This is a genomic window from Devosia sp., assembly GCF_048261455.1.
Taxonomy (GTDB): domain Bacteria; phylum Pseudomonadota; class Alphaproteobacteria; order Rhizobiales; family Devosiaceae; genus Devosia_A.
Genome location: NZ_JBLXGA010000016.1, coordinates 45,005 through 71,005, shown reverse-complemented (window position 1 = coordinate 71,005; position 26,001 = coordinate 45,005). Strand labels below are relative to the sequence as shown.

Annotated in this window: 22 protein-coding genes; 14 read left to right on the top strand and 8 right to left on the bottom strand. The window is 63.8% G+C overall.

Annotation, left to right across the window (positions count from 1 at the left end):
* On the bottom strand, positions 1 to 275 hold a 275-nt coding region (locus ACN0TK_RS15565; RefSeq protein WP_417310444.1), incomplete at its 3' end, for an FAD-dependent oxidoreductase.
* A gap of 272 nt (positions 276 to 547) precedes the next feature.
* Here ACN0TK_RS15565 and murQ point away from each other — a divergent pair.
* The 5 genes from murQ to ACN0TK_RS15540 all read left to right on the top strand — a co-directional run bounded on the left by murQ (position 548) and on the right by ACN0TK_RS15540 (position 4,735).
* The gene (gene murQ, locus ACN0TK_RS15560) at positions 548 to 1,498 is read left to right on the top strand and encodes an N-acetylmuramic acid 6-phosphate etherase (RefSeq protein WP_417310443.1); all 951 of its coding nucleotides are present in this window, start codon (positions 548 to 550) and stop codon (positions 1,496 to 1,498) included.
* A gap of 56 nt (positions 1,499 to 1,554) precedes the next feature.
* Entirely contained in the window at positions 1,555 to 2,043 is a 489-nt protein-coding gene (locus ACN0TK_RS15555; RefSeq protein WP_417310442.1) for a GNAT family N-acetyltransferase, read from the top strand.
* A 2-nt stretch (positions 2,044 to 2,045) separates the two neighbouring features.
* Positions 2,046 to 3,071 (top strand): glycoside hydrolase family 3 N-terminal domain-containing protein, encoded by a 1,026-nt coding sequence (locus ACN0TK_RS15550; RefSeq protein WP_417310441.1) that lies wholly within the window; start codon positions 2,046 to 2,048, stop codon positions 3,069 to 3,071.
* 71 nt (positions 3,072 to 3,142) lie between these two features.
* Positions 3,143 to 4,021, top strand: coding sequence for a phytanoyl-CoA dioxygenase family protein (locus tag ACN0TK_RS15545; protein WP_417310440.1), 879 nt, complete (start codon positions 3,143 to 3,145; stop codon positions 4,019 to 4,021).
* Positions 4,022 to 4,210: 189 nt separating this feature from the next.
* Positions 4,211 to 4,735 (top strand): oxidoreductase, encoded by a 525-nt coding sequence (locus ACN0TK_RS15540; RefSeq protein ID WP_417310439.1) that lies wholly within the window; start codon positions 4,211 to 4,213, stop codon positions 4,733 to 4,735.
* Positions 4,736 to 4,774: 39 nt separating this feature from the next.
* Here ACN0TK_RS15540 and ACN0TK_RS15535 read toward each other — a convergent pair whose 3' ends face one another.
* Positions 4,775 to 5,665 (bottom strand): LysR family transcriptional regulator, encoded by an 891-nt coding sequence (locus ACN0TK_RS15535; protein WP_417310438.1) that lies wholly within the window; start codon positions 5,663 to 5,665, stop codon positions 4,775 to 4,777.
* Positions 5,666 to 5,759: 94 nt separating this feature from the next.
* Between ACN0TK_RS15535 and ACN0TK_RS15530 the strand changes: the two genes are divergently transcribed.
* Complete coding sequence (locus ACN0TK_RS15530; RefSeq protein WP_417310437.1) at positions 5,760 to 7,337, top strand: proton-conducting transporter membrane subunit; 1,578 nt, start codon at positions 5,760 to 5,762, stop codon at positions 7,335 to 7,337.
* The gene (locus tag ACN0TK_RS15525) at positions 7,334 to 9,754 is read left to right on the top strand and encodes a YbcC family protein (protein ID WP_417310436.1); all 2,421 of its coding nucleotides are present in this window, start codon (positions 7,334 to 7,336) and stop codon (positions 9,752 to 9,754) included. Before ACN0TK_RS15530 ends, ACN0TK_RS15525 begins: the two co-directional genes overlap by 4 nt.
* Positions 9,755 to 9,824: 70 nt before the next feature.
* Here ACN0TK_RS15525 and ACN0TK_RS15520 read toward each other — a convergent pair whose 3' ends face one another.
* From ACN0TK_RS15520 to ACN0TK_RS15495, 6 genes are all read right to left on the bottom strand, one after another.
* Positions 9,825 to 10,343, bottom strand: coding sequence for a hypothetical protein (locus tag ACN0TK_RS15520; RefSeq protein WP_417310435.1), 519 nt, complete (start codon positions 10,341 to 10,343; stop codon positions 9,825 to 9,827).
* The gene (locus ACN0TK_RS15515; RefSeq protein ID WP_417310434.1) at positions 10,340 to 11,158 is read right to left on the bottom strand and encodes a polysaccharide deacetylase family protein; all 819 of its coding nucleotides are present in this window, start codon (positions 11,156 to 11,158) and stop codon (positions 10,340 to 10,342) included. The genes ACN0TK_RS15520 and ACN0TK_RS15515 overlap by 4 nt, the downstream gene beginning before the upstream one ends.
* A 1-nt stretch (position 11,159) precedes the next feature.
* On the bottom strand, positions 11,160 to 13,346 hold the full coding sequence (locus ACN0TK_RS15510) for a glycosyltransferase family 2 protein (protein ID WP_417310446.1): 2,187 nt from the start codon (positions 13,344 to 13,346) through the stop codon (positions 11,160 to 11,162).
* The gene (locus ACN0TK_RS15505; RefSeq protein ID WP_417310433.1) at positions 13,333 to 14,181 is read right to left on the bottom strand and encodes a glycosyltransferase family 2 protein; all 849 of its coding nucleotides are present in this window, start codon (positions 14,179 to 14,181) and stop codon (positions 13,333 to 13,335) included. The genes ACN0TK_RS15510 and ACN0TK_RS15505 overlap by 14 nt, the downstream gene beginning before the upstream one ends.
* 509 nt (positions 14,182 to 14,690) lie before the next feature.
* Positions 14,691 to 15,692, bottom strand: a complete 1,002-nt coding sequence (locus tag ACN0TK_RS15500) for a hypothetical protein (RefSeq protein WP_417310432.1) — start codon at positions 15,690 to 15,692, stop codon at positions 14,691 to 14,693.
* Positions 15,692 to 16,813 carry a GNAT family N-acetyltransferase gene (locus tag ACN0TK_RS15495; protein ID WP_417310431.1) on the bottom strand — a complete coding sequence of 374 codons (1,122 nt, stop codon included), beginning with the start codon at positions 16,811 to 16,813 and terminating at the stop codon, positions 15,692 to 15,694. The genes ACN0TK_RS15500 and ACN0TK_RS15495 overlap by 1 nt, the downstream gene beginning before the upstream one ends.
* Before the next feature lie 350 nt (positions 16,814 to 17,163).
* Between ACN0TK_RS15495 and ACN0TK_RS15490 the strand changes: the two genes are divergently transcribed.
* The 7 genes from ACN0TK_RS15490 (at position 17,164) to ACN0TK_RS15460 (ending at position 25,924) form a co-directional block, all read left to right on the top strand.
* Positions 17,164 to 17,907, top strand: coding sequence for a family 16 glycosylhydrolase (locus tag ACN0TK_RS15490; protein ID WP_417310430.1), 744 nt, complete (start codon positions 17,164 to 17,166; stop codon positions 17,905 to 17,907).
* Entirely contained in the window at positions 17,904 to 20,237 is a 2,334-nt protein-coding gene (locus ACN0TK_RS15485) for a phosphotransferase (RefSeq protein ID WP_417310429.1), read from the top strand. The genes ACN0TK_RS15490 and ACN0TK_RS15485 overlap by 4 nt, the downstream gene beginning before the upstream one ends.
* 91 nt (positions 20,238 to 20,328) lie before the next feature.
* A complete protein-coding gene (locus tag ACN0TK_RS15480) occupies positions 20,329 to 22,032 on the top strand; it encodes a hypothetical protein (RefSeq protein WP_417310428.1) in 1,704 nt (567 codons plus the stop codon).
* Between the two features lie 368 nt (positions 22,033 to 22,400).
* On the top strand, positions 22,401 to 23,411 hold the full coding sequence (locus ACN0TK_RS15475) for an AraC family transcriptional regulator ligand-binding domain-containing protein (RefSeq protein WP_417310427.1): 1,011 nt from the start codon (positions 22,401 to 22,403) through the stop codon (positions 23,409 to 23,411).
* Between the two features lie 108 nt (positions 23,412 to 23,519).
* The gene (locus ACN0TK_RS15470; protein WP_417310426.1) at positions 23,520 to 24,428 is read left to right on the top strand and encodes an alpha/beta fold hydrolase; all 909 of its coding nucleotides are present in this window, start codon (positions 23,520 to 23,522) and stop codon (positions 24,426 to 24,428) included.
* Between the two features lie 51 nt (positions 24,429 to 24,479).
* Positions 24,480 to 25,184 (top strand): NAD(P)-dependent oxidoreductase, encoded by a 705-nt coding sequence (locus ACN0TK_RS15465; RefSeq protein WP_417310425.1) that lies wholly within the window; start codon positions 24,480 to 24,482, stop codon positions 25,182 to 25,184.
* Between the two features lie 32 nt (positions 25,185 to 25,216).
* A complete protein-coding gene (locus ACN0TK_RS15460) occupies positions 25,217 to 25,924 on the top strand; it encodes a DUF4386 domain-containing protein (RefSeq protein ID WP_417310424.1) in 708 nt (235 codons plus the stop codon).
* Positions 25,925 to 26,001: the final 77 nt, after the last annotated feature.

The following is a 26,001-nucleotide window of genomic DNA, read 5'->3' as shown; positions in this document are numbered from 1 at the left end:
TAGCGCAGCGCCGGCCCGACCCAGCTGGCGATGGAGCGGTAGCTGAGCGCGACATCGTTGGTGGTGCCGGTGGCGATCTGCCAGAGCATTTTCGGGTCGGTCGGCAGCACATAAGGCTCGACCGCCTCGGCCTGGATCATGCCGGCGTTGCCATAGCTGGTTTCCTCGCCCGGGCCGCGACGATCGACCAGGGTGACGGTGTGACCACGCGCCTGCAATGCGAGAGCGGTGGAGACGCCGACCATGCCGGCTCCGAGGACCAGGATTTCCGTCATATTCTATTGATCCCAAGCCGGCTGTTGAGTGGGCAAAACTTCGGCAACTGCCATGGTGCCTCAGCGCAGTGAACAGGTCGGAATCGGCGCTGTCCAGCCATGGAATGTGAGCGAGAGGGCGTGCAGGGGCATCAGCGTCGTTTGGCCGCGTGCAGTGCCCGTTCGTGCGGGCTCGCCACGCCTGATTTTCATTGCAAGTTGATATGGCTGATCGCGTTGACAGGCTGCGGGGGCGCTTCTAGCCTTTGATCGCCTATCCAAGTGAAAGCCCCATGACAAACAGTACGTTGATCGCCGAGCTGGGACAGCTCGTCTCGGAAACCCGCAACCCTCAGACCCTGCAGATCGACCTGATGTCGAGCGCCGGCATCGTCGCGGCAATGAATGCCGAGGACGCCAAGGTGCATGCAGCAGTGAAGCTGGTGTTGCCGCAGGTTGCCGAGGCGGTGGATGCGATCGTTGCCGCCTTCAAGGGGGGCGGCCGGCTGATCTATCTGGGCGCCGGCACGAGCGGCCGGCTCGGCGTGTTGGACGCGTCGGAATGCCCGCCGACCTTCGGGGTGCCGCAGGGCATGGTGATCGGGCTGATCGCCGGCGGCGACAAGGCGATCCGCTATCCGGTGGAAGGCGCAGAAGATGACCGCGATGGCGGCAGGCGCGATCTCGAAAGCGTCGATGCAAGTGCCAAGGACGTGGTGGTCGGCATCGCCGTCAGCGGCCGCACGCCCTATGTGATCGGCGCGCTGGAGCACGCCAAACAGGTCGGCGCAACGACGGTGGCGCTGTCGTGCAACCCGGCCTCGGCCATCGCCGCGCTCGCCGATGTCGCGATTTCGCCGGTGGTCGGCCCCGAGGCGCTGACCGGATCGACCCGGCTCAAATCCGGCACGGCGCAAAAGCTGGTGCTGAACATGCTGACCACGGCCAGCATGATCCGGATCGGCAAGAGCTATGAAAACCTGATGGTCGACGTGTCGGTGAGCAACGAAAAGCTCGCGGCGCGGGCGGCGCGGATCGTCGTCGCCGCCACCGAGTGCACGCCCGAGGCGGCGCTGCGCTATCTGGCCGAGAGCGGTAATGACGTGAAGCTGGCGATCCTGATGGCGCTGACCGGCCTCGATGCGGATGCTGCCCGTGAAAAGCTGGTGGATGCCGACGGTTTTCTGCGCCGGGCGGCGCAGATGGACGGCACGGGCGACCATGCTGCTGATGCCACCTCCTAAGCGGCGACTGCCGCTCACCGATACTGGACGCAGTCAATAATCACGCGGACGATGACATGGACCTGCTGGTCAATCTGCATAGCCGCCGTCTCGATGCGCTGAAGGACCGCGTCGGCGATGTCACGGAGATCCGCGTGGCGCTGCCGCCCGAGCTGCACATCGTCACCGATTGGGTGCGCACGCATTTCAGCGCCTATTGGGTGAGCGAAGTCACGGTGGCCATGGCGCACCAGCCGCCGGGCTGTCTGATCGCCGTGGTCGATGGCGAGTTGGCGGGGTTCGCCTGTTACGATGCGACGGCCCGTGGCTTCTTCGGGCCGACGGGTGTGTCGGAACGCTATCGTGGCCGGAAGCTGGGGCTGGCGCTGCTGTATCATGCGCTGATGGCGATGAGGGCGCAGGGCTATGCCTATGCGATCATCGGGGCGGTGGGGCCGGTCGCGTTCTATGCCGATGCGGTCGGTGCCGTGCCGATCCCGTCGGAAAATGAAGACATCTATCAGGGCCTGCTGCGCGTCCCGCCGCAGCCGAAGGCTGAAAGCTGAGCATGGCCGCCTCCCCGCCCCTCGCGCTGTTCGTCGGCATGCCCGGGCTGGAGCTCAGCCCGTCGGAGATGGCGTTCTTCCGCGAGGCCAATCCGCTGGGGCTGTTCCTATTCCGACGCAATCTCGAAACGCCCGATCAGATCCGGCGGCTATGCGCGCAGTTCCGCGACGCGGTGGGGCGAGCCGATGCGCCGATCTATATCGATCAGGAAGGCGGCCGGGTGCAGCGGCTGGACGCGGGCAGCTGGCCGGCGTTTCGCAGCTTTGGGGAGTTCGGGGCGCTGGCGCAGAAGGATCTCGAACTGGGCAAGCATGCCCTGCGGCTCTCCTCACTGGCGATGGGCGCGATGATGCGCGAGCTGACCCTCGACAGCGGCACGACGCCGATCCTCGATCTGTCGCGGGCGGACACGCATGGGGTGATCGGTAACCGCAGCTTCGGCTCTGACCCGGACCTCGTGGCGCTGCTGGGGCGGGTGGTGATGGAGGCGATGCTGGAGGTCGGCGCGATGCCGATCATCAAGCATGTGCCCGGCTATGGACGGGTCTCTGTCGATCCGCATTTCGACTGCCCGGTGGTGGATGCCTCGCTCGAGGAGATGTGGGAGAGCGATTTCCGGCCGTTCATGGCGCTCAGGGATGCGCCCTTTGCGATGGTGGCGCATCTGATCTTTTCGCGGATCGACCCGGATCGTCCGGCGTCGGTGTCGCCGATCCTCCATGGGTTGATCCGCGACGAGCTGGGTTTCGAGGGCGTGCTGATCACCGATTGTGTGACGATGGAGGCGCTCTCCGGCCCCTGGCCCGACCGGGTGAAGGCGGCGCTCGATGCAGGTTATGACATTGCCCTGCACAGCCAGGGCGATCTGGCGGCGAGCCTTGCGGCGGCAGAGGCCGCCCGGCCGCTGAGTGCGTTATCGCTGGAGCGCCTGGCGCGCGCCGAGGCGCGGCGGGGCAGCAGCCGTTGCGACGTGATGGCGCTGCATGCGCAGGTCGAACAGATTTTTATCGATGCCGGCTTCGTGTGAACCGGTGGGACGATGGCAACGCGGCGCTGGGTGCCGCGTTGAGACAACAGGATAAGACTGGGAGTTATCCAATGGCACGACAGTTACAGGTGCTCAGCGCCGAAGACGCGCAGCATTTCATCGAGAAGGGTTATGTGCGGGTGAAGGGTTGCGTGGACCCGGCACTGGCCAAGGCGTGGACGGACGAGGCCTATACAAGGCTCGGGTATGACCCGAACGACCGCTCGACATGGACCAAGGAGATCGTCTGGCTCGACCGGCACAACACCGGAGACATCAAGGATATCTCGCCCAAGGGCTGGGCGGCGCTTTGTGATGTGACCGGCGGTCCGGAGCGGATCGAAAGCAAGGTGATGGAGATCGAGTCGACACATTTCACGACGATCGATTCCACCGAATGGTCCGACGCTTTCGTGATGAACCTCAACCGCGGGGCGGACAAGCCCTGGCAACCGCCCTCGCCCGAAGCCGGCGGCTGGCACAAGGACGGGAGCTTTTTCCGGCATTTTCTCGACAGCCGCGAGCAGGCGCTGCTGACCGTGGTTTACTGGTCGGACGTCGCGCACAAGGGCGGCGGCACCTTCATTGCGCCGGACTCGATCAAGGTGGTTGCCCGCTATCTGGCCGAGCATCCCGAAGGCGTCGATGACGGCGACTCGTTCAGCGAGCTGATAAACGAATGCCAGGAGTTCGAGGAGATCACCGGCGAGACCGGCGATTACATCATCCTGCATCCGTTCATGCTGCATACCTCGTCGCGCAACCATTCCGGCAAGGTGCGGTTTATGACCAATCCGCCGGTGGTGCTGAAAGAACCGATGAACCTCAACCGCGACGATCCGGAAGAGTTTTCGCTGATCGAGCGGGCGACGCTGCATGCGCTGGGGGTCGAACGGTACGACTTCCAGCCGACCGCGCCGCGCGAGGAACGCTGGCAGGTGATCGGCTAAATCAGACCAAAGGCCGGGTCACGTCCGGATGGTGTCTGGACGTGACCCGATCCTTTCAGTCGGGCCGAATGCCGTACGTATTCCTCAAGCGGGCAGCGAGAGGCTTACGAAAACTATTTTCTGTTTGGCTAGGGTCTAATGGGCCAAAGCGCTTCGCGAGATGAGCGCCGCCAAGCAGGGAGACAGATGATGGACAGCTTTTTCGACCGACTGAAAGTGACGGCATTGGCGGGACTGGCGCTGGGTGCCACGCTGGGTGCGGCCAGCGCTGCCGAACTCATGGCGCCGACGGGCGATGTCATCCTGACCATCGAGGGCGCCATCAGCGTCACCAATGAGGGCGACACCGCCGTGTTCGACCTCGCGGCTCTCGAAGCGCTGCCGTCGACGACCTATGAAACTGAAACACCCTGGACGACCGGGGTCACCTCGTTCGAAGGCGTGGAACTGTCGACGCTGCTTGAACTGGTCGGCGCCGAGGGCAGCGAGATCGATGCTGTCGCCATCAACGACTATTCCACCATCCTGCCCCTGACCGACGAGATCGGGGCGAGCCCGCTCGTCGCCTACAAGGTGGATGGCGCCTATGTGTCGGTGCGCGAAAAGGGCCCACTGTGGCTTGTCTATCCGTTTGACAGCGACAGCCGGTTGCAGTCGGAAGTCTATTATTCGCGCTCGATCTGGCAGTTGCGGACGCTCAATATCCGGCCGTGAGCCGGTGATCGCCCGTAGGGCCGCCGTGAAAGCCGCCGGTCAGCCCGGCCGGTCTGCTACGCCGGCGATCAGTTCGCGCAGCAGGGTGTTGGGGAAACGCCGCGCCAGGGTGACCGCGTAAAATATCTCGGTCAGCCGCGGGAAGTGATCGACCTCGACGAGTTCGCCCGATGCGAGCTCGTCCTTGACGACGATCGGCGGCACCACGGCCAGCCCGACTCCATCTCTCGCCAGGAGGCGTATCATCGCCATGTCGTCGATCTCGGCCGCGATGCGGGGCCGGATGTGGAGGCGGTCGAACAGCGCGTCGACGCCGGACCGGATGCTGGTCTCGACCGTCGGCAGGATGAGCGGCTCGCCGACCAGCAGTTCCTGGAAGGTCGCGCCGCTCGCAGTCCGCTCCGGCGTGCCGATAAGGCTGACCGGCTGCTCCGCGATTGTGTGCGATATCCATGGGGTGGCCGCATCGCGAGGCGGCGCGATGTTGGAGAGGACAACATCGAGCCGTTGCGCCTCGAGATTTTTCAGCAGGTCGCCAAGCGCGCCTGAGCGGACGACGATTTCGACGTCGTCGCGCCCCAGAAGCGGACGCAGAAAACCGATCTGGAAGTTTCTGGACAAGGTTGCCAGCGAACCGACGCGGAGCACCTGACGCCGGCTGGACGGCCTTTCCCCCAGCGTATTGAGCAGTTCCTCACCGGTCGCGAAGATCGTTTCGGCATGATCGAGCGCGATGCGCCCCGCTTCGGTGAGGACGAGCGTGCGCCCGCGCCGTTCGAACAGCGGCTGGCCCAGCCGTTCCTCAAGCAGCCGGATCTGGGTCGAGACGGCGGATTGAGAGACGTTGAGCTGCTCGGCGGCCCGCGTCAGGTTTCCGAGACGGGCAACGAGGTGAAAATAGCGCAGGTGATGGAAATTCAGCTCGCTCATATCGTTCACTTAATCAGAACGATAAGACCAGAACAATGTATTTTACGGAAGCATCCAGCGGGCACTAGCTTGCGCCGCAAAGGAGCACCTTCCCATGCTGTACCCGTTTGTGATGCTGATGGCGCCCGCCATCCTGTTGGCTGCGGCTGTCGCCGCGTTCGCACATCGGTCGGGGCGACCGCATCCCCTGCTGCTGAAGGCAACGGAGGGTGCGGCCCTCGCATCGATCGCCATCGCCGTGGGGACGGGTCTGCTGCTGTTCTCACATGGGCAGGCGACCAGCCCTCTTATCGGCGCTTTCGGGCTTGGGTTCTCGGTCCGTGTCGACGTGGTCAGCACCGCGATGGCACTGCTCGTATCTTTCGTCGGCTGGATCGTGCTGCGCTATTCGGCGACCTATCTGGATGGCGAAAGGCGGCAGGCGGCGTTTCTGGGGTGGATGGCGGCGACGCTGGTGGCGGTGCTGCTGATGGTGCTCGCGGGCAATCTGCTGCAACTGGTCGCGGCCTGGATCGCCACCAGCCTTTGCCTGCACCAGCTGCTGGTGTTCTACGCCGACCGGCCGCAGGCGCAGCGCGCGGCGCGCAAGAAGTTCATCATCGCCCGGCTTGGTGACGGTGCCCTGCTTGGCGCCGCGGCGCTGCTGTTCGCCGGCTATGGTACCGGCGATATCGCGACCATGCTGGTTGCGGCGCGGGAGGGCGTAATGCCATCGGGTGTGACAGTCGCCGCAGGCCTCCTCGCCCTTGCGGCCTTGCTCAAGTCGGCCCAGTTCCCGTTTCATGGCTGGCTGACGGAAGTCATGGAAACGCCAACGCCCGTCTCCGCGCTGCTGCATGCCGGTGTGATCAATGGCGGCGGCTTCCTGCTAATCCGGTTCGCCGACGTCATGCTGCTCGCACCGGGCGTTCTGGCAGTGCTCGTGGTCCTGGGCGGCTTCACGGCGCTCTTCGGCGGGCTTGCCATGCTCTCGCAATCGGCGGTGAAGAGTTCGCTCGCCTGGTCGACCATCGCCCAGATGGGCTTCATGATCATGCAGTGCGGGCTAGCGCTGTTCCCGCTGGCGCTGCTGCATATCGTGGCGCATTCGCTCTACAAGGCGCACGCCTTTCTGAGTTCTGGGACGGCCGTCGAAATGGTGGCCGGCATCCGCAGGCCGGGCCCGATTGCGGTGCCCAATACAAAGGCGGTGTTCCGCGCCTTCGGCCTGGCACTGGCGATCTATCTGGCCATCGGCATCGCGTTCGGCTTGAGCGCGAAGTCACCCCAGGAGATCGCACTCGGCGCCATCCTGATTTTCGGCGTCGCCTATCTGCTGGCACAGGGCTTAGCGGACGCGGCACCGAAAATGCTGACACGGCAAACGGCGCTTTATTCGGTTGCGGCGGCGGTGAGCTATTTCGCGCTGCAACGCGGCGCCGACTGGCTGACCGCTGGGACGCTGCCGGTGACGCCGGCACCGGGCCCGCTGGAATGGGCGCTGCTGGTGCTCGCGGTGGGCAGCTTCGGCCTCGTGGCCGTCGCCCAGGCCATGTTCCCGCTGTGGGCCAACCATCCGGCCGCCGCAGGCCTGCGCGTCCATCTGTCGAACGGGCTCTACATCAACGCCCTGTTCGACCGGCTGCTGGGCACCTGGTCCCTCTCCTCCTCCAACAAGGACGCGACGCCATGACGAGCGAAATCACGCCTTCCCTTCCCGAGCCCGGCGCACTCGCGGCGATCGCGATGGATGCTGCGCGGCAGATCCCGCCGCTGTGGCCGCTCGAAGCCTCGGTTGCGGTCAACCCCTTCCTCGGCCAGTCGACGGAGACCCTGGCGCATACGGGTGCCCGGTTGAGGCGCACGGGCGGCATCAGGGTCACGATGCCGCGGCAATGGTATGCCGACAAGATTGCCGCCGGCGCGATGCTCGATGCGGATCTGGCAGCCGCGCTTGAGGCCTGCCTGCATCCCGAAAAGCCTGTCGATGTCGCGGCTCTCAAGGCGCGCCTTGCGGCGCCGCGTCCGACCGCCGAGGCGGCGAAGACTGTCGCTGACCTCGCCGCCGCGGCGGCTGGCACCGACTATCCGGGCCTGATCGCGGACCGCTTCGGCGCCTGGGCTGCCGGCTATCACGACAAGGGCCAGGCGCTGTGGGCGGCGCAGCGCGGCACATCCGCCTGGGCAGCGTGGCGGAGCTATGCCGTCAACGACCTGACGCCGGAGATTTCCGGGGTCACGGGGTTTGCCAGTTTCGTCAATGACGCCCCCGACCGTGCGCTGGCGGCGATGGCTCGCGCCGTCGCGCGGCTTGGGCTCAGTGCCGCAGCGCTGCCGACCTATTTCCACCAGTTGCTGGTTTCACTGGGCGGCTGGGGGCAGTTCGCGCGTTATGAGTTGTGGCAGGCCGAACTTGCCGGGGCGACAAGCAGCACCATCACCGACATTCTCGCCATCCGGCTGTTGTGGGAGGAGGCGCTGTTTGTGCAGCACGAAGCCGCCATCGGCACGTCCTGGTCGAACGCGTGCGCGCTGCATGCGCAACCGCTGGCGCCCGGCGCGGACGACGTGGTGGACGAAGTCCTGCAAGAAGCGGCCGAACGGGCAGCGCAGCGGGAGCTCAATGAGACACTCACGCAGCCCGGCGCCACTGTCGCGGCGGACCGAATTTCGGCGCAGGCCGCCTTCTGCATCGATGTGCGCTCGGAGGTGTTCCGGCGGGCCCTGGAGACCATCGATCCGTCCATACAAACGCTGGGGTTTGCCGGGTTCTTCGGCGTTGGGGCCAAGCACAGGGGCTTTGGGTCGGACACGGAAGAGCGGCGTCTTCCGGTGCTGCTCAACCCGACCGTATCGTCGACTGCGGGGGGCGAAGACCCGCAGACCGAAATCCTCGCGCGCTACAAGGCCCGGGCCAAGCGGGCCTGGGGGCGTTTCAAGCTCGCAGCCGTCTCGTCCTTTGCCTTTGTCGAGGCGACGGGGCCGGTTTATGCCGGAAAGCTGCTGCGGGACGGGCTGGGGCTCGCCCATGCCGCTTCGCCCGATGCGCAGGTGCCGCGGTTTGCCCCCGAGCTGGAGCTCGAGACCAGGGTCTCCTCCGCCGAGACGGTGTTGCGAGCCATGTCGCTGACCGCTGGTTTTGCCCGGCTTGTGCTGCTGGTCGGCCACGGCGCGACTGTCACCAACAACCCGCATGCGAGCAGCCTGCAGTGTGGCGCCTGCGGCGGCTATTCGGGCGAGGTCAACGCGCGGCTGCTGGCGCAGCTGCTGACTGACCCGCAGGTGCGCGCACAGCTGGTGCCACGGGGCATTTCCATCCCCGAGGACACGGTGTTCGTTGCTGCTTTGCACGACACCACAACAGACAGGGTAACGCTGTTTGACGGTGATGTATCGTGTGTCGCGCATCGAATTGATCTGAAGCGGGTGCGGCAGGCCTTGGCGCAGGCGGGCAAGCTGGCGCGTGGCGAGCGGGCCCTGCGGCTGCCGCACGCCGCGGACGGCGCCGCGATCGCCAGCCGGGCGCGGAACTGGGCGGAGATCCGGCCCGAATGGGCGCTGGCCGGGTGCAAGGCGTTCATCGCCGCGCCGCGCGATCGGACACGTGGGTGCAATCTGGAGGGCCGCGCCTTTCTGCACGATTATGACTGGCACGCCGACAGCGCCAACGGGTTCACGGTGCTCGAGCTGATCATGACGGCGCCAGTGGTGGTCGCGAGCTGGATCAGCCTGCAATATTACGGGTCGACCGTCGCACCAGAGACGTTTGGCGCCGGCAACAAGCTGCTGCACAATGTCGTCGGCGGGATCGGGGTGCTGGAAGGCAATGGCGGCTTGCTGCGCGGTGGCCTGCCCCGGCAGTCGGTGCATGACGGCGCGCGCCAGGTGCACGAGCCGCTGCGGCTATCGGTGTGCATTGCCGCGCCGCGCGACGCGATCACCGACATCCTTACCCGTCACGACAGCGTTCGCGCCCTCTTCGACAACCGCTGGCTCCATCTGTTTGCCCTGGACGACGCGGGGCGGCTCGCCCTGCGCTATGCGGGCGAGCTCAGGTGGGAAGTGATGGACGCGCCTGGTGCACAAGTCGGGCTGACTGAGGTGGCCTGAACGCCCCGCCGTTCTGCGGTTTAGACGGCGCTCAGCAGGTCGCAGGCCGGGAAGCGATGGCCGCGGCGCATTACGGCAGGTAGATGATTGACGGACTGATCTCTACGGGCTCGCCCTGCTTGAGCGGAACGCTTCGGTCGGAACGCTCTGGCGATGGCGCCACGCGTGCGTTGTCGCTGTCCGGGGCGCGGATCGGCGGCTCGGCAGGAACAGCTACGGGTTCGGGTGGTGAAGCGACGGCCTCAGCAGGAGCTGCTTTCTGTTCGGGCTGCGAAACCACCGGTTCAGGCGGAGATACTATCGGCTCAGGTGGCGAAGCTACCGGCTCGGGCGACACCTCATTGCTGGCGAGCTGAGGCAGGTCCTCGGAGACCGGCGCACATTGGTCCAGCACGAACTCGATCGTGACCGGCGCCGGAGCCGTGTCGGATGGCGTGTCGGGTGTTGGCGACAAACGGGTTCCGATGAGTTCCCCTACCGTCGAGTCCCAGATGGGCCGATCGGAGGCGAGCACCTGAAAGCCGATGAAACCTACGGCGACGGCGGTAAGGAAGCCTGCGATCGAGGTGACGGTGCGACGCGTGTTCATGCGCCAAGCCCATTGCCGCTGCCCGCCCGCGTCAGCGCGCCATAGCCTGCTGTGATCCTGCGATATTCCCGCCATCCGGTCCTCAACGACCACCGCATCCAGCCCGGCAGTCGCGGCGACGCGGTGTCCAGTCGACCATCAAGATGCGCATGAATGGTGGAGTCCGGGGTCTCCTCATCAACGACAAGGCGCTGAAGTCCGTAGCGACCGTTGCCGCTGCCGACGCTGCAGGCCGTGTGGAACCCAGCAGCGCGCACGTCCGAAGCAACCGAACGCGTGTGATAGCCGTGCGGATATGCAAAGGAAACGACCCGCCGACCCAGGCGCTCTTCCAGGAGCGCCTTCGAGAGCTTGATCTCGCGCTTCCGCTCTTTTCGCGTGACGATATCGAGTTGGGGATGGGTATGGGTGTGGGCACCGCATTCCACATTGCGCTCCGGCAAGCGCGCGACCTCCTCCCACGACATCATCATCCGGTCCCCCTCTCCCAATGGCGCCAGCCAGGAGGCTGGCGAACCGACAAAGCCGGTCACGATGAAGAGCGTCGAGGCATACCCGTAACGCTCGAGGAGCGGCAGCGCGGCCACGTTGAAGTCCGCCAAGCCATCATCAAAGGTGATGGCAACGCTGTTTTTTGGCAGGGGCTTGCCGGAGGCCAGGCTGCTGCCGACCTGCGCCATGGTGACCGGCTGGCATCCGCGATCTCTCAGCAGATCGAGATGACGCCTGAACCGGTCCGTCGACACGGCCCAGCGGCGATAGTCCGGCGCACAGTTCTCATCGATCGTATGGTAGAGCAGGATTGGCGTGCGCATGTCAGTGTTCACTCCATGCAGACTTCGGTGCGCCCTCGACTCCGGACTGTCGGGGGCGGCGGCTGGCCCAGATGCTCTGTAGATAACTTGGGATGCCCGCCAGGATGCCGAGCCGCTCGGCTCGAAGGAAGGCCGTGGGGTAGTCTCCGGGAAGCCGGGTGTTCTTGTCGGATCGGGACCCGAAGATGTGGGCGATGCCGCGAGGCGCGACGGCCATGAACCGTAAAAGCGCGACCGGATCCTTGATAATGGCGCGCGTGAGATAGGCGCCAAGTCCCACACCGTAGCCATGGGCCTGCTGCCGCATGCCGGACTCCGTGCGGCGATGGTGATGCCAGACCAGCGCGTCCGGCATATAGACGACCTGGTAGCCCGCGTTGAGGATATCGAGGAATGCGGCAAGATCGTCTCCACCGCGCGCCTTGGTGCCGGCACCCAGTGCCGGGTCGAAACCGCCAATGGCCTCTAGGCTTGCCCGGCTGAACGCCATGTTTGCGCCCGAGCCCACCTGCCCCACGGCGTAGGGAAACAGCGGATCGGACGGACGGTGCTCGGCGAGATCGAAGGTCTGGCGCCGGTTGCCCTTCAAAAAGCCCCCGTGCAGTTCGGTCCAGTATTGCGCCCGGGTCTCCAGCTCTGCGGGCACGATCGCGCCCGTGACGCAGCCGATCTCGAGGCTTTCGGCGAAGGGCGCGGTGATCGTTTTCAACCAGGACCGGTCGACGATCACGTCGTCATCCGTGAAGGCAACGACATCTTCGCTCAGATCGGCAATACCGCGGTTATGCGCATTGGCCAGACCGGGACGTGGCTCGCGAAGATAGCGGATACGGCCGCTGTAGCGTTCGGCAATCAGGTCGCGCGTGTCGTTGCTGGTCGGCGTATTGTCGACGACGACGATCTCGAACGCCGGATGGTCCTGTGCCAGCAAGGAGTCGAGACATTTGGCCAGCATGACCGGCCGATCCCGTGTCGCAACCACAACCCGCACGGAGCCCGAAAAGCTGGCGGCGGGCGCCGCAGCAGTCGGAACAGGCGCAGGGTCAAGCAATGCGTGCAAGTCGTCGGCGGAGAGTAAATCACCATAGAGCGGGATCTGCTCAATGCCGCGCAACCTGCCATGGTCGCGGACCACGTAAAACGCGTTGGCGTAGCGCGGGGTGCCGTCCGGATCGCGACCGTCTAGCGCCGAGCGTTCGCGCGCGGTGTCGACATCACAGACTTTCGACGGCGCAAACGCATTGGCCGGGGTTCGGGCCGCGCGCGGAAACGCGCGGGCAAGCGCATAGCTGCCGACAACCAGCATCGTCCCCGAAACAAGGTTGAAGGCGCGGGCGACGCCATGCCGGTCCCGCCCACTGAAGGCATCGCCCAGATAGGACAGCACCGCCTTGGGCAGCGTCACGAAAAGATGGTGGCGTTCGGTATTGAGGCTGCCACGTGCACGGGTGTTGCGCGCCATATGCGCCTTCGAACGGCCCTCAGCGATACAGCGCCGGAAAAAATACCGCCAGCTGCTGCGATAGGCCTCGATCTGATGATCGACGCGGGCCGACTGGCTATAGGCAAAATGCGACGACGGAAACATGTTGCGGGCGCGAAGACAGAGTTCCGTCTCCTCGACGCCGGCAGCATTGCGGCCGATCCGGCCCAAATCTTCGGCAAACAAGCCGGTCATCACCAGCGCCGACCGGCGGAAAGACATGTTGCAACCGATCATGTTGCGCATGCCGACCGGGTCGGTCGCCTGCCCGCGGTAGGAGCAACCCACGACCCAGTCGAACTCATGTGAAAGCCACGCCGGGCGCGTGTCGGGCCAGACCGCGGTCGTGGGGCCACCCGCTCCCATGACGAACTGGGAAGAATAGGTGTCGGACAGGGCCGCCAGCCATTGCGGCTCGGGAATCGCGTCGTCGTCGATGAACGCGACCACATCACCACTGGCGGCGAGCGCGCCGGTGTTTCGCGCTCCCGACAGTCCCCGGCTGCGGTTGTTCTCCATCAGGATGACATCGCGCAGGTCCGCCTTGCAGGCTTCGAAAAGCGCCGTGTTGTGATCAATGACGACAATGATCTCGTGGGCCGTAAGGGTCTGTTCATGGACCGAGTGAACGGCCTGTTTCAGAGTCTGGAGCCGACCGAGCTCGTGGGCGCAGACGATGACCGAGATCGATCTAGTCGGCTTCATTTTGCGCACCCGGCACGGTCTGGCCGACAACGGAGGCACGCAGGTTGGGGCGCAGTGGCCGCTTCAATGCCTTGCCGATCCGCAGTCTGGTGACGCTCTGGCGTGCGATCGTCTTGAGGACGCGCCAGCCATCGGGGAAGGTTCTGAGATTGCTGGTCCCGTGGATGCGACGGTGTTCGATGCTAGCCACTTCTGCGACGCGCAGATCGGAGCGCAGTGCCTGAATATTCATGCTGGTCTCGACCTCGAACCCGTCGATATTATCGAGTTCCAGCAGCGGCAGGACGTCGCGCCAGAAGGCCGCATAGCCGTAGCAGAGATCGCTGAAGTTGCCGCCGAAGCGCCATTTCACCATCTGAACGAAGCCCCAGTTGCCGAGCTTGCGATACCATTCCATGTCGCGGGTGCCGCCGCCCTGCAGGAATCGCGACCCCTTGACGAAATCAGCGCCGGACAGAAGGGCACCGACGTAGGCCGGAATCTCTGCTGGATCGGTGGAACCGTCGGCATCGATCATGACGATGATATCGCCGCGAGCAGCCTGGAAGCCGGCGCGCAATGCAGCGCCCTTGCCCGGCCGATCCTGTCCAATGACGCGGATATCCGGCAGCAGCTTGCGGGCCACAGCGATCGTATCGTCTTTGGAATTGCCATCGACAAGGATGACTTCGCTCACCCATTTGGGGATCTGGGGTAGCACGTGCGGCAGATTCAGCGCTTCGTTCATTGCCGGCACGACGACAGTGACCGAGGCACCTGGCGCCGCAAACACAGTCGAATTATCGCGTCTTGCAGTATCCCTCTGGCTACTCTGAAATGCTGCGCCATTCGTCATCACACGTTCCCTCGGTTCCCATCCGCCACGCGATCCATTGGTCGACTTTTATTTCGTACAATTTTATCTTTCTTTTAGATAAAACTGCATTACGACATGAGGTCGGTGCGCGGAATTGTTTTACCAATTAGTAACGATACCTCAATGGTCTATTCCGGACTTTGGTTTACTGGAATGGTAAATTCAAAGCTTCCAAAAGCACTTCGACGATTTTCGGCGGGCACACACGCACCTCGTCATCGCCTTGCAATGGATTTCATTTAGGGCATGATCGTTCGCAACCGATTCAAGGCGCAGCTAAGGGAGGTGACTGGTGAATAAAGACTGGCAGGCCCTTATGCAGGAATGGGAGGACACAGAGCGTCAGATTCAGGCGCTGCCTCCAGGGTCGGCAGATCATCAGCGTCTCACACAGCGGCGCGATGGACTGAAGCGCAGCATCGACAGTCTGGTGCACGCCCAACAGCAACAGCGGCGACCGGTCGCTGGAGAGTTGACGGCGGCAGCAATCAGGCGGATCCGCTGATAAAGCTCAGCGCGCGACCAAGCACCAAGACCGCCGTTGTGCATAAGAGTGCAGCCACGGCGAGGTTGGCCGGGTTAAGGCGTAATCCCGATCGTGTTCCGCCCGCACTGAGGATGAACCGCTTCCGGGATACCACAACCAGTGTGGCAAGCAGGATCAGTATCCCGACGACGACTTCAGAACCGCCTTTCGGTGCATAAGAGATCCTCCGAACGCGAATATCGAACGTGCTGTCCGGGTTCACCTCCGCATCAACGCGGGCCGAGCCGCCACCGGCGAGATTCAGAACGGCATCCCGGAAGGATGCGACCTTGCTGATCGAGTACAGTTCGCTGGCGGCGAACGGCTGCAGCGATCTGATTTTCTCGACTAGTTCTCCGCCGCCGCCTTCGATCTCCAGTGCAGCAAAACGGGCGGGGGGTGGCACGTCCAGCGTCAGGTTCAAAACAGCTTCTGCCGGGGCACCAACGCGCGCGAAGGCGCTTTTGGACACACGCACGAACGGGCGTCCCTGCTCACCAAGCGCCCACACCAGCTTGCGTGAAATCGCGCCGGCCTGCTCGGTGCTCGCGACCTTCCCGGCAGCGTCCGCGAGGATCTGATCGATGGATGGAGACCTGGTCTCCAAGCCATCCAGTCTGACCGCGGCGATGTGATAGAGCGGGCCAGGCTCAACCTGGATTTTGAGGGTCTGGTCGGTGCCAGGCGCCGTGGACGCTTCGACATCCAATCTGCCATCCAGATACCCGTTGGCGTGCAGCAAATCCTCAAGCCGCTCGTCTTCCATGGCGATATAGGAACGCCAGTCAGCCCCAGGTTCCTGGCGCGAGCGTTCGACAAGCTGCTGGAAGTTGGTACCGCCCCGCAGCAGCTCGATGACTTCGCTCGAGGCGTCGTCAGAATGAGGCGCCTGGGCCATTGCTGTTTGAGACCCCGAAAGGCAGGCCATCAGGACCAGCGCGACAAGAACGCGGAACGCGGCCATCAGCTGGCATCCTTGAAACCGATCAGCCGTTTCACGACAGATCGCGCCGCAAGGTCAAATCGCTTGAGCGGAATGGTCTCCAGCCGATATTCCGCATAGTCGTAAGCGACAGCCCCGAACTTTTCCTTGAACCGCGCCAGCGACGAGGAACGACCACTCTCCCCAAGGTGATAGAAGCGACAGCCGGCGCGAACGGCATCGTCGATTATGAGTTTTTGCAAGAGATCATTCGCTCCTGTCGACCCTACCAGATCGATATCCATGGCGACGCGCGAACAGTTTACATTGCCGCCGCGCAGAACAACCGTTGCGGCCGCCGGCCTTCCGCCGACATAGGCGACGCCAACGCGGCAGTTCTCTCCCATGACCCGTGCTATCGTGGTGTACTTCTCGGTGGGTTCGACCATCCATGCACGCAGCTTCGTCAACGCCAGCGGTTCGTTCTGCAAGCGCGCCCATCGGCGACGCGCACTCTCAACGAGACGACAGTAGAGCGGCATCAAGCGGTCGCCGGTCCCGAACTCCACCTCCACCAGGCGCCCGGCCCGGCGAACATTGCGGCGCAGCTTGCGCGAGACGACGCCGTTCCAGATGGGATCATAGCCACCCGTCAGGTCAATCATATGCGCCCGTCGCGGCATTACCACCGCGCGTTCTGGCATGGCTTTGGCCCAGATATGGGCCTGACGAGGATTTGGCCGTAGATGGATACTTTGAAAACCCGCTTCTTGCAGATCGGCGATCACCGCGCGTGCCACATCCGACGTAGGAGGTTCGCTGCCAACCAGCCCACCCATACCCCAGCCATCAGGCATCGAGCCTGCTGTCGCCAGCATCGCCGGCACCCCCCGGCGCCTTATCATTGGCATCACGAAGCGCGCGCCCGATCGCGTCTCGTAGTATCGGCTGACGTTCTGAAAGCCGCCGGTTGCACAGGCAGCTGCAGCCCACTCGGGCGACTGATAGGGTACGGCCTCGGGATCTCTAATCATCAAGTCAGACCAGACGTCGGTTGAAGCCACACCGACGGTGACCAGATCGGCACATCCTTCACGCTGCGGCTTAACCACCGGGGTGGCTCGGGCAATCGTCTCGCTGCCATCGGTTGCGATATCTGCCACGCTAAATCCTAAATAACATCTTTAGTCTGGCGGGCATTTGTTCGCTGGCGCGGCGCCCGATGTAAACTCTCTCCATGCCATTAACGTAAACGGCGGTCGTGTCTGGGCAACGCGAAGGTTAGGACTGTAATAACCACCTTCGGATGCTCCGGCGACGTGTGTTGCCGATAAGAGCGTACTAGCAGAAAGCCCACTCCTTGAGACTAGATGCGCCCGTCCTTTCTGACGCTTCCCGTCGCCTACCCCTGTTCGGTAGGCGCCCGCGCCTGTCGTTACTGCTGGGGATACTGCTGCTGATCACGTTGATCGTGGGCTGGAGCGCGTTGCGCTCGGCTGAGCACACTCCCCCCATGAGCGAAGGCAGTTGGACACTCCGCTTCGTCGACGAGTTTGACGCTCCTTCGCTTGATGGAGACAGCTGGACGACCTGCTATTGGTGGAATGATCGCGGGTGCACCAACAAGGGCAACAGCGAGTTGCAGTGGTACCTGGCAGAGAACGTCTCGGTCGCCGATGGCCTTTTGAAGCTGCAGGCCCGCGCATCGCCAACAGAGGTGGACGGCCGGACCTATCCCTACACCTCGGGAATGGTCACCTCGGGACGCTACTACGTTGAGCGCGAGCAACCCGACCGCTTCAGCTTCACCTATGGCTACGTGGAAGTCAGGGCGAAAATGCCCAGCGGCAAAGGGCTCTGGCCGGCAATCTGGCTCCTGCCGTCGGATCACACATCGAAGCCCGAGATCGACATCATGGAGGCACTCGGACGAGCGCCCGACGTGCTGGAGACACACTATCATTACCAGTTGGCGGATCGGACCCACATCGTGGGCAAGAGCACGGCCACCTCCGACCTCTCGCGCAAGTTTCATCGCTATGGTGTCGAATGGTCGGCGAACGAAATTCGATGGTACCTGGACGGTCGGGAAATCTGGCGGGTCAGCGAAGGTGTGCCGATTGCCTCGCGGCCGATGTACCTGCTGATGAACCTCGCAGTCGGTGGAGAGTGGGCAGGACCCGACGTCGACAGCGCTCGTCTCCCGGCTGATCTGTTCGTCGACTACGTCAAGATTTGGCAGCAGGCGCCGTCATGAGCGAGCAACTGTTACCCATGTCTGATGTTTCCGCGCCCCTGGGTGAACGGCTGCGGACAAAGTTTGCCGCCAGCGCTTCGCTGACACGGAGCGGCTATTCCCTGATTGCAAGTTCCCTGATTACCTCGGCACTGGGCATGCTGTTCTGGACCGTTGCAGCACGCAGTTTCAGCCCGGCTGAACTCGGGATTGGCGCTGCCCTTATCGCGGCAATGACGCCGCTGGCCGGTGCTGCACAGTTCAATTTCAAGAACGTGCTGTATCGCTATGTCTCAAGCCCCGGGCCCAGAGCGCAGCGACTGGTCCTCGGCCTCTACCTGGCATCGGCGCTGGCTGCCGTTGTGCTCGGGACCGGCTTCGCCATGCTCGTGACCTGGATAAACCCCGATCTGGCAGAGCTTTTCCAGTCTCCCTGGATCGCCCCCATCTTCGTCGTCGCGCTGATTATCTGGACCATATATGGGCTTCAGGAAGCCGAACTGGTCGCCCTTCGCCTGTCCGTATTGATGCCCCCAAAGAGCCTCATCTACGCCCTCGCCAAACTGCTGGCGCTGTTGGGTTTGGCGACCTTCGTCGCGTCCGGGCTCAGCATTCTTGCTGCGTGGATCGTCCCTGCATTGGCCACAGGGATCGCGACCAGTGCACTGCTCGTCTATTATGGCGCCGGCGCCGACGATACGCACACTGCCGCGCGCTTCACCCGGCGTGAGTTTGTTGGCTTTCTGGGCTGGGATTATGTGGGAAGTCTTGCCGGCGGCCTCACCTACGGCATGGCGCCAATGTTGGTCATTGCTGCCGCAGGAACAGTCGCAGGCGCGCATTTCTACCTGGCATTTTCCATTGCATACGTCCTCTACCTCGTGGGCAGCCAGATGGGTGCGGCAATGATGGCGGAACATGCCAGCAGAAGCAGGCACCCGCGCGCCCTCTACGCTGACGCGCTGGTGCAAACAGTGCTGCCCGTCGCGATGGCTGCTCTCGCTACGGTCGCGCTTGCCCCGATGATCATGCAGATCTTCGGGAAAGAGTTCGTCGAACCGGGCAGCACCATACTGCGATTGCTCGTTCTCGGTGCAATACCCGGCTCAGCCGTGATCGTCTTCCTGTCGATATGCAGAACCAAAGGCTGGGTAAAGGTCGTCGCTCTCGTTCAACTCGTAAACATGATTTCCAGCCTGGGCTTAGGTTACATCCTGAGTGCAACACTTGGTGGAACTGGGATGGCGTTGGCGCTCCTGAGCACCGAAACAACGATCGCAACAGGACTGGCGGTCTGGACGCTGACCCGTCCGGGCGCATTGCACGGGCTCGCCCTCGACCTGGCCTGCGCATTGGTCCGCCTGGCACAGCGGCTGTTTAACCTTGCAAAACGGCTCAGCGGCACAATGCAACGAAAAACAATACAGGACCTGGACGGAGAGGAGTGGGCCGCTTCCTCATACTATGTCTCGCTCAGCGACGCCCAAACCATGCTGCCGCGCCGCGAGGAAGGCACAGCCGTGCTCAAGCGCGCGCACAGCAGCGCAGGCATCCGGGAGCTGGAGCTCGAGCAGAAGACCCTGACAGAGTTGCACCAAGACGAACGCGTGGCGCCCTTCGGTCGGCTAGTCCCGGGGGTTATCTCGTTCGGGATCGACGGTAGCGGGGCGCGTCTGCTGCTGAGCAAATTGCCAGGCCGGGATGGCAGGACCGTCAGCTTTGCAACCGGCGAGATGACGCCGGCGATCGAGGTTGCAGCAGAACAGATCGCACAACTGCATCGCCAGACGGAACTGCCAGATGGCATCGATGCGGACTGGATTGCGCGCTGGATCGACGAACCGATTGCTGCATTGAGACAATCGCTGCCCGAAAACGGCGCGGCGCTCAGCGCCCTCCATCGCGAACTGGTCGACCATTTTCACGGCAGCGCCGTCGCCCTGGGCCGCGGCCATGGCGACTATTGTCTCGACAATATCCTGTTCGAAACGGCGCCGGGCGGGGCGCCGATGGTGACCGGCATCGTCGACTGGGGCGGGTCCCGGCGTGATGCGCCGGCGGGTCTCGATGGCGTCTTTCTCGTCCTGACGGCGCGCGCCCGGCGCGAGGAGCGCGAGCTGGGCCATGTGGTGCGCGATGTGCTTGCGCGGCCCGAGCAAGCCGCGGCAGGACTTGGTGCACTGGTCGCCGAAGGCCTCAGCAGCAATGAGCTTCGGGCGCTCGTCCTGCTCTGCTGGCTTAACCACGCGACGTCAAACCTTCGGAAGTCCGGCCGGTATGGCGCCTCGCGGTTCTGGCAGTGGAACAATATCAAACTTGTGGTGATGGGCTATGAGCGTGCGAGCAAGTAGGCAGCGCGACGCGCGCATTTTCGTATCGCACGCGACGGCGTCTCACCTGGCCGCCGGCATTCTGCTGGCATCCGGTCTCATCTTCTGGCTGGTGGGCCTGCCCGCCATCGACCCGCAGACCCTGGGCCCCGTTGGCCTGATCGCCATCCTCCCCCTGCCAATTCTTGCCGCCTACGTGCTGATCATCGTCGGCTTCGTGAGCAGCCTGGGCGAGGCGCTCGTCACCACGCGCTGGCCCCTGTTCTTCCTCGTTTCATTGATCCTGCTGCTGCACGCGACCCCGGCAATCTCCTACGAGACGCTGCGCTATTCGTGGGCCTGGAAGCATATCGGGGTCATCGACTACATCATGCGCACCGGGCACATCGACCAGTCGGCGCGCTTCCTCTCAGCCTATCACAACTGGCCGGGTTTCTTCATCTTCTTCGCCACCATCGGCAACCTGTTCCGGCTGGACGCGCTGCAGATCGCCGATCTGGCGCGCTTTTCTCCGACAGTGCTCAACCTCGCCTATCTGGCTGTCCTGCCGTTGCTGTTCTCAAACTTCACAGCCGATCGCCGCATCATCTGGGCAGGCACGGGGGTGTTTCTGCTCGGCAATTGGGTGGGACAGGACTATTTTTCGCCTCAGGGCGTGGCGCTTCTGTTTTACCTGTCGCTGCTGGCCCTGGCGACCGGACCCCTGAGTCAGCGCGCCGTCGCGGCGCTGGTCACAAGTGACGGCACCCCTCTCAAACGCCCTCTGTTCTGGGGTGCCCCCGCGACACAGCCGAAGGCGAAATACCTGCCGCTGGCCCTCCTGCTGATCATCGCCATCACGGTAACCCATCAGCTTACTCCGCTCTTTGTCCTCGCAGCCTTATTCGCACTGTTTGTCATCGGCCGGTTGAGCCCCGGGTTTTTCATATTTGCTCTCGTCGCGGAGCTCGCCTGGCTCTTGTACTTCGCGACACCGTTCGTTGCCCCGATCCTTGGTGAACTCGTGGCCGAGTTCGGCGCCGTGGGCACCGGCACCGTGGAACGGCTGGTTGATCTGGAAATCGTGAGCGACGGCCAGCGCATCGTTTCGCTTGCCTCACGCGGGCTCACGCTGGCGATCGCCGCTGCTGGTGCACTGGGGATGCTCGTGCGGTGGCTTGGTGGGTACCGGGACGTCACTGTGCTCGCGCTGCTGTTTGCGCCAATGCCGCTGCTGGTGGCCACGCCCTACGGCGGCGAGATCGCCTTTCGGCTTTATCTCTTCGCCTTACCGCTGCTGAGTTTTTTTGCAGCGAACCTTTTCTTCGCAGAGTCGCGACCAGTTCTTGGGCGCGGCGCGTCCCGCCTAGGGCTGTTTGCCCTGGTACTGATTGCCCTCGTTCCAGGCTTCATCCTCGCCAATAATGGCAAGGACCAGCAGTACTGGTTTTCTACCAGTGAGATTGAAGCGGCGAACTGGCTCTATACCAACAGCACGCCGGGGCAGCTGCTGATCGAGGGATCCCGAAACTATCCCTCGCAGTTCAGGAACTACGAGAACTTCATCTACGTACCGCTCGTCGATGAACTGCCGGAGATCGAGGAACCGCTGGTCTCAGCCCCTGACGTCATGCTGGCGCGTTGGCTTTCCGAGTCGGAGCATGGCGGCTACATCATCATTACGGACAGCCAGAAGGCCCTCTTCGACAGCCTCGGCGTCCTGCCGCCCGGCGGTTTGCAGCGGATCGAGACGGCACTCCTTGCCTCCCCCCTGCTCAAGCTCGCCTACTCGACACGCGACACCTCGATATTCACGCTGGCCGGCGCTGGACGCTAGGCTCTTTGACCGTTGAAACTGCCGACTGGCGAACACTACTGAAGCGGTCGTCCCAGTCGTCGACGATCGAGCTGCGCGCTCGGCGCCCTGGGTTGTTGGCCCCGAAAAGTCCGCCGACATTACACGACCGCTTAGCGCCTCGTCCCCTGCCATCGGCCGCGGCACCTGTTTGGAGCTCCGACCGCGTTTCTAGTTGAGGTGTCGGAGCTACTCAACTCTCGCTGGCTCGCGACGGGTACAGAGCCGCCAATGCTCCGCGTGCCGCGCAAACAGCTCATATGCAGGCAGTCTGGTCCGGCAGTATTGCCGGACAGCTGGAGCAGTTGCGGGTTGCCACCGCCAAATCCGACACACAATAATGTGCCGCAATGCGAACGGTGACACCGACATTTGCGCGGGCGCTGGCGCGCGCTGCTGGTTTCGAGCTGACCGATGACGGCCGTCTGCTGCAGGGCGACGAGATCGTTCGGCGCCTCACGCTGTCCGACGGCAAATTGTTGCACCGCGAGTATTTCGATCTCGTCGACTGGGTAGACTCCACGCACCCGGACCGGACGGGTTTACCCTTCGCTTACGCGCGCGCCGTCGACATCGACAATCTTGGCGCCCTCGGCCTTGCCATGAAGACGGCACCCACGCTTCGCGATTCACTGCAACGCGCCGAGCGTTACTTCCGGCTTTTGACGGACACCGTGGCGTACCGGCTGGACGACCGGCAGGAGCCGAGCGTGTTCACGCTGCATCACCAGAGCGAGCCACATCCGGCGCTCGAGCTTCGCAACGAATGCGCCATGTGCGGATTCGGCCACGTCTTCAAGACGGTCGTGGGGCCGGAGCTCAGCTATGAGTATGTGAGCTTTCGCCATTCAGGCACCGGCGAGGTCGCGCGCTACGAGACATTCTTCGGGTGTCCGGTGCGGTTCGGCGCCGACCGCAATGCCATAGCATTTGCCGAAAAGATGCTGGAGCTGCCGACGCGCCTCGGCGATCCGGCCGTGTCGCGCTTTTTGACCGAGCACCTCGAAGCCGAGATCGGCACACTCTCCCCCGAGGAGGCGGCGTTCGAGCGCTCGCTCGCCGAGCACTTCTCCAAGGCCCTGAGCAACGGCATCCCCAGCGCTGCCAATGTGGCGCGCACCGTGGGGATGAGTGAGCGTACACTCTACCGCCGGCTTGCCGAGGCGGGCCTGACATATCAGGGCGTGCTCGAAAAGACGCAGAAGTCGCTGGCCGAAAACCTGTTGTCGGACGAGGCGTTCTCGATCGCCGAGGTAGCTTTCCTGACCGGGTTTTCAGAACAGAGCAGTTTCACCCGCGCCTTCAGGCGCTGGGCCGGCGTGTCCCCCGGGGCCTATCGCAAGCGGTCCGCCCCGAGCTGACGCCGACGCCGTTTGGCAGGCTCGGCCAAAAGCCTGGCAGTCTCGGCAAATACCCCAGGACATCGACCGGCCTATCCCTTGGTCATCGCACAACCAAGGGAGACCGTTATGCCTGCACTTTCAAATTTCAGCTCCAGCACATCTGCGCACGCACTGCGTTACCGCATGGCGTTCAGGGCCGCTGCAGTCGCCCTGCCCCTGTCCCTGATGACCTCAGTGGCCGCGGCAGAGACGGGCCAGTTCAACTCGGGTGGCGTGCCGATCCACTTCACGGATGAAGGGGCGGGCGAGACCGTCATCTTCCTCCACGGTTTCGCCGGGTCATCCGCCATGTGGCCGGCCATCGGCCTGATGCCGCTTGAGGGCTTCCGCACCATCGCCTTCGACGCCCGCGGCCATGGCAAGAGCGGCAAGCCGACCGATGCGACTGCCTATGGCACCGAACTCGTCGACGATGTCATCCGGCTGATGGACGAACGCGGCGTCGATGCGGCGCACGTCGTCGGCTATTCGATGGGCGCCGAGACCGCGCTGGCACTCGCTGTCGAACACGGCGACCGGGTGCTCTCGGTGATCGCCGGTGGCTCCGGCTGGTCAGGCAAAGAGGAAGCTCAGAGCTACGGCTTCATCGCCACCGCACTCGCCCAGAGCGATTCGTTCGGTGCGTTCATGGCGGCGATGGCGCCGCCGGAGCAGGAGCTGGCGCCCGAGGCGGAGGCGGCGATGATGGAGCTGCTGGCCGCGCACGGCATCGACCCGGGCCAGCAGGCTGCTCCGCTGGCTGGGGTCGCAGCCGGATTGCCCGAGATCATCTCGCTCGAGGCCTCGGCCTTGCAAGCCATCTCGGCGCCCGTGCTGGGCATGACCGGGGAGAATGACCCGGAGCGCGCCAATATCGAGGCCCTCGCCGAGGCTCTTCCCGTCGTGACGATCACCGTCGTGCCCGGCGCCGACCATCTGAGCGCACCGGTGACCCCCGAGTTCGTCTCGGCCGTCACCGATTTCCTCAACGACTGAGGTGCGCCGACGCGCGCCAGCTCAGGCAAGCACAAGGGACGGGAGGTCCTTATGAGACGCATCGCCATAATCGGCATTTCGGGCAAACTCGGCCAGCATATGGCCACACACGCCCTCGATCGGGGCTACGACGTCGTCGGTGTCTGCCGCCCCGAAAGCGTGACCAAGCTTAGGCGGTTCGGCGACCGGCTGACGCTCTTTACCGGCGACACCAGCGATCCGCAATTGATTGCCCAAGCGGTCAAGCACTGCGACGGCGTGCTGACGGTGCTGGTGCCCTGGGGCACGGATGGGATGGCCAGCCGAACGGCACTCGCCGTGCTCGGCCACGCTGCTGACGGAGCGCGCCTGGTGTTCTCGGGCGGCTGGCATATGCGGCGCGACAGCCGGGACCGCTATCCGCTGCTGCAAAGCCTGGTGAACTGGATCTTCGGCCGGATCGCCAGGCTGACGCAGATGGCCGACATCGACGACCACAAGCGCGCTGCGCGCCTGATCTTTTCATCCGACAAGAGCTGGACGCTCGTACGGGCCTCGGACCTCGAGGAGGGCGACAGCCAGGGACTGCCGGTCTGGGCGCCTCATGTCGGCGACCCGATGCTCAAATCGAACATCACGCGGCGCACCGACTTCGCGCTGTTCATGGTCAACGCCCTCACCGACGACCGCCTGATCCACCAAGCCCCCGCCATCGTCAGCCGCGCCGCGGCATCGGACCAAGATCTTGGCCGGACGGCAATGCACGCGACCACCTGATCTTCAACACCAGACTGCCAAGGAGACCTATCGTGAAAACCCAACTCACCCAGACGGAGATTTCGATGGCCCGTTATGCGGGCCTGCTCTACCTCATCATCATTGTCTTCGGCATCGCCTCGGAAGCTGCGCTGCGTGGCCCCCTCGTCGATCTCGCGAATGCAAGCGGCACGGCCGAGGCAATCCTTGCGGCTGCCAATACCTATCGTCTGTCGATCGCGGCCGACCTGGTGATGGCCATCGCCGACGCCGGCCTCGCAATCCTGCTCTACGTGTTGTTCAAGCCCGTCGCGCCGACGCTGGCGCTGGCCGCCATGATCTTCCGGCTCGTCCAGTCGGTGCTGATTGGCGCCAACCTGATGAACATGCAGGCCGCATGGCTGCTGATTTCGGGTGGACAGGACGTGACAGCGCTGGCGGCCGGGCAGGCGGATGCGCTCGCAGCGCTGTTCCTCAACCTGCATGCCCATGGCTATGATCTCGGGCTCGTCTTTTTCGGCATCAACAGCCTGATGACGGCGGTGCTGATCTGGCGCTCTGGGCTCGTCCACAGGGCGATCGGCGTCGGTGTGGCGCTGGCCGGTGGAGTTTACCTCGTCGGCAGTGCGCTGCACTTTTTCGCACCAGGTGCCTTCGAGCTGTTTTCCGCGGCCTATGTCATTCCCATGATCGCCGAGACCGTGTTCTGCCTGTCGCTGCTGTTGAAGGGCGTTGTTCGTCGCCAGCACCAGTACGCGTGAGCATTTGACACGGCGCCGGCGAATCCGCCGGCGCCTCCACGCTTGTAACGTGGAACGAGTAGTCGGCGGCGGCGTTT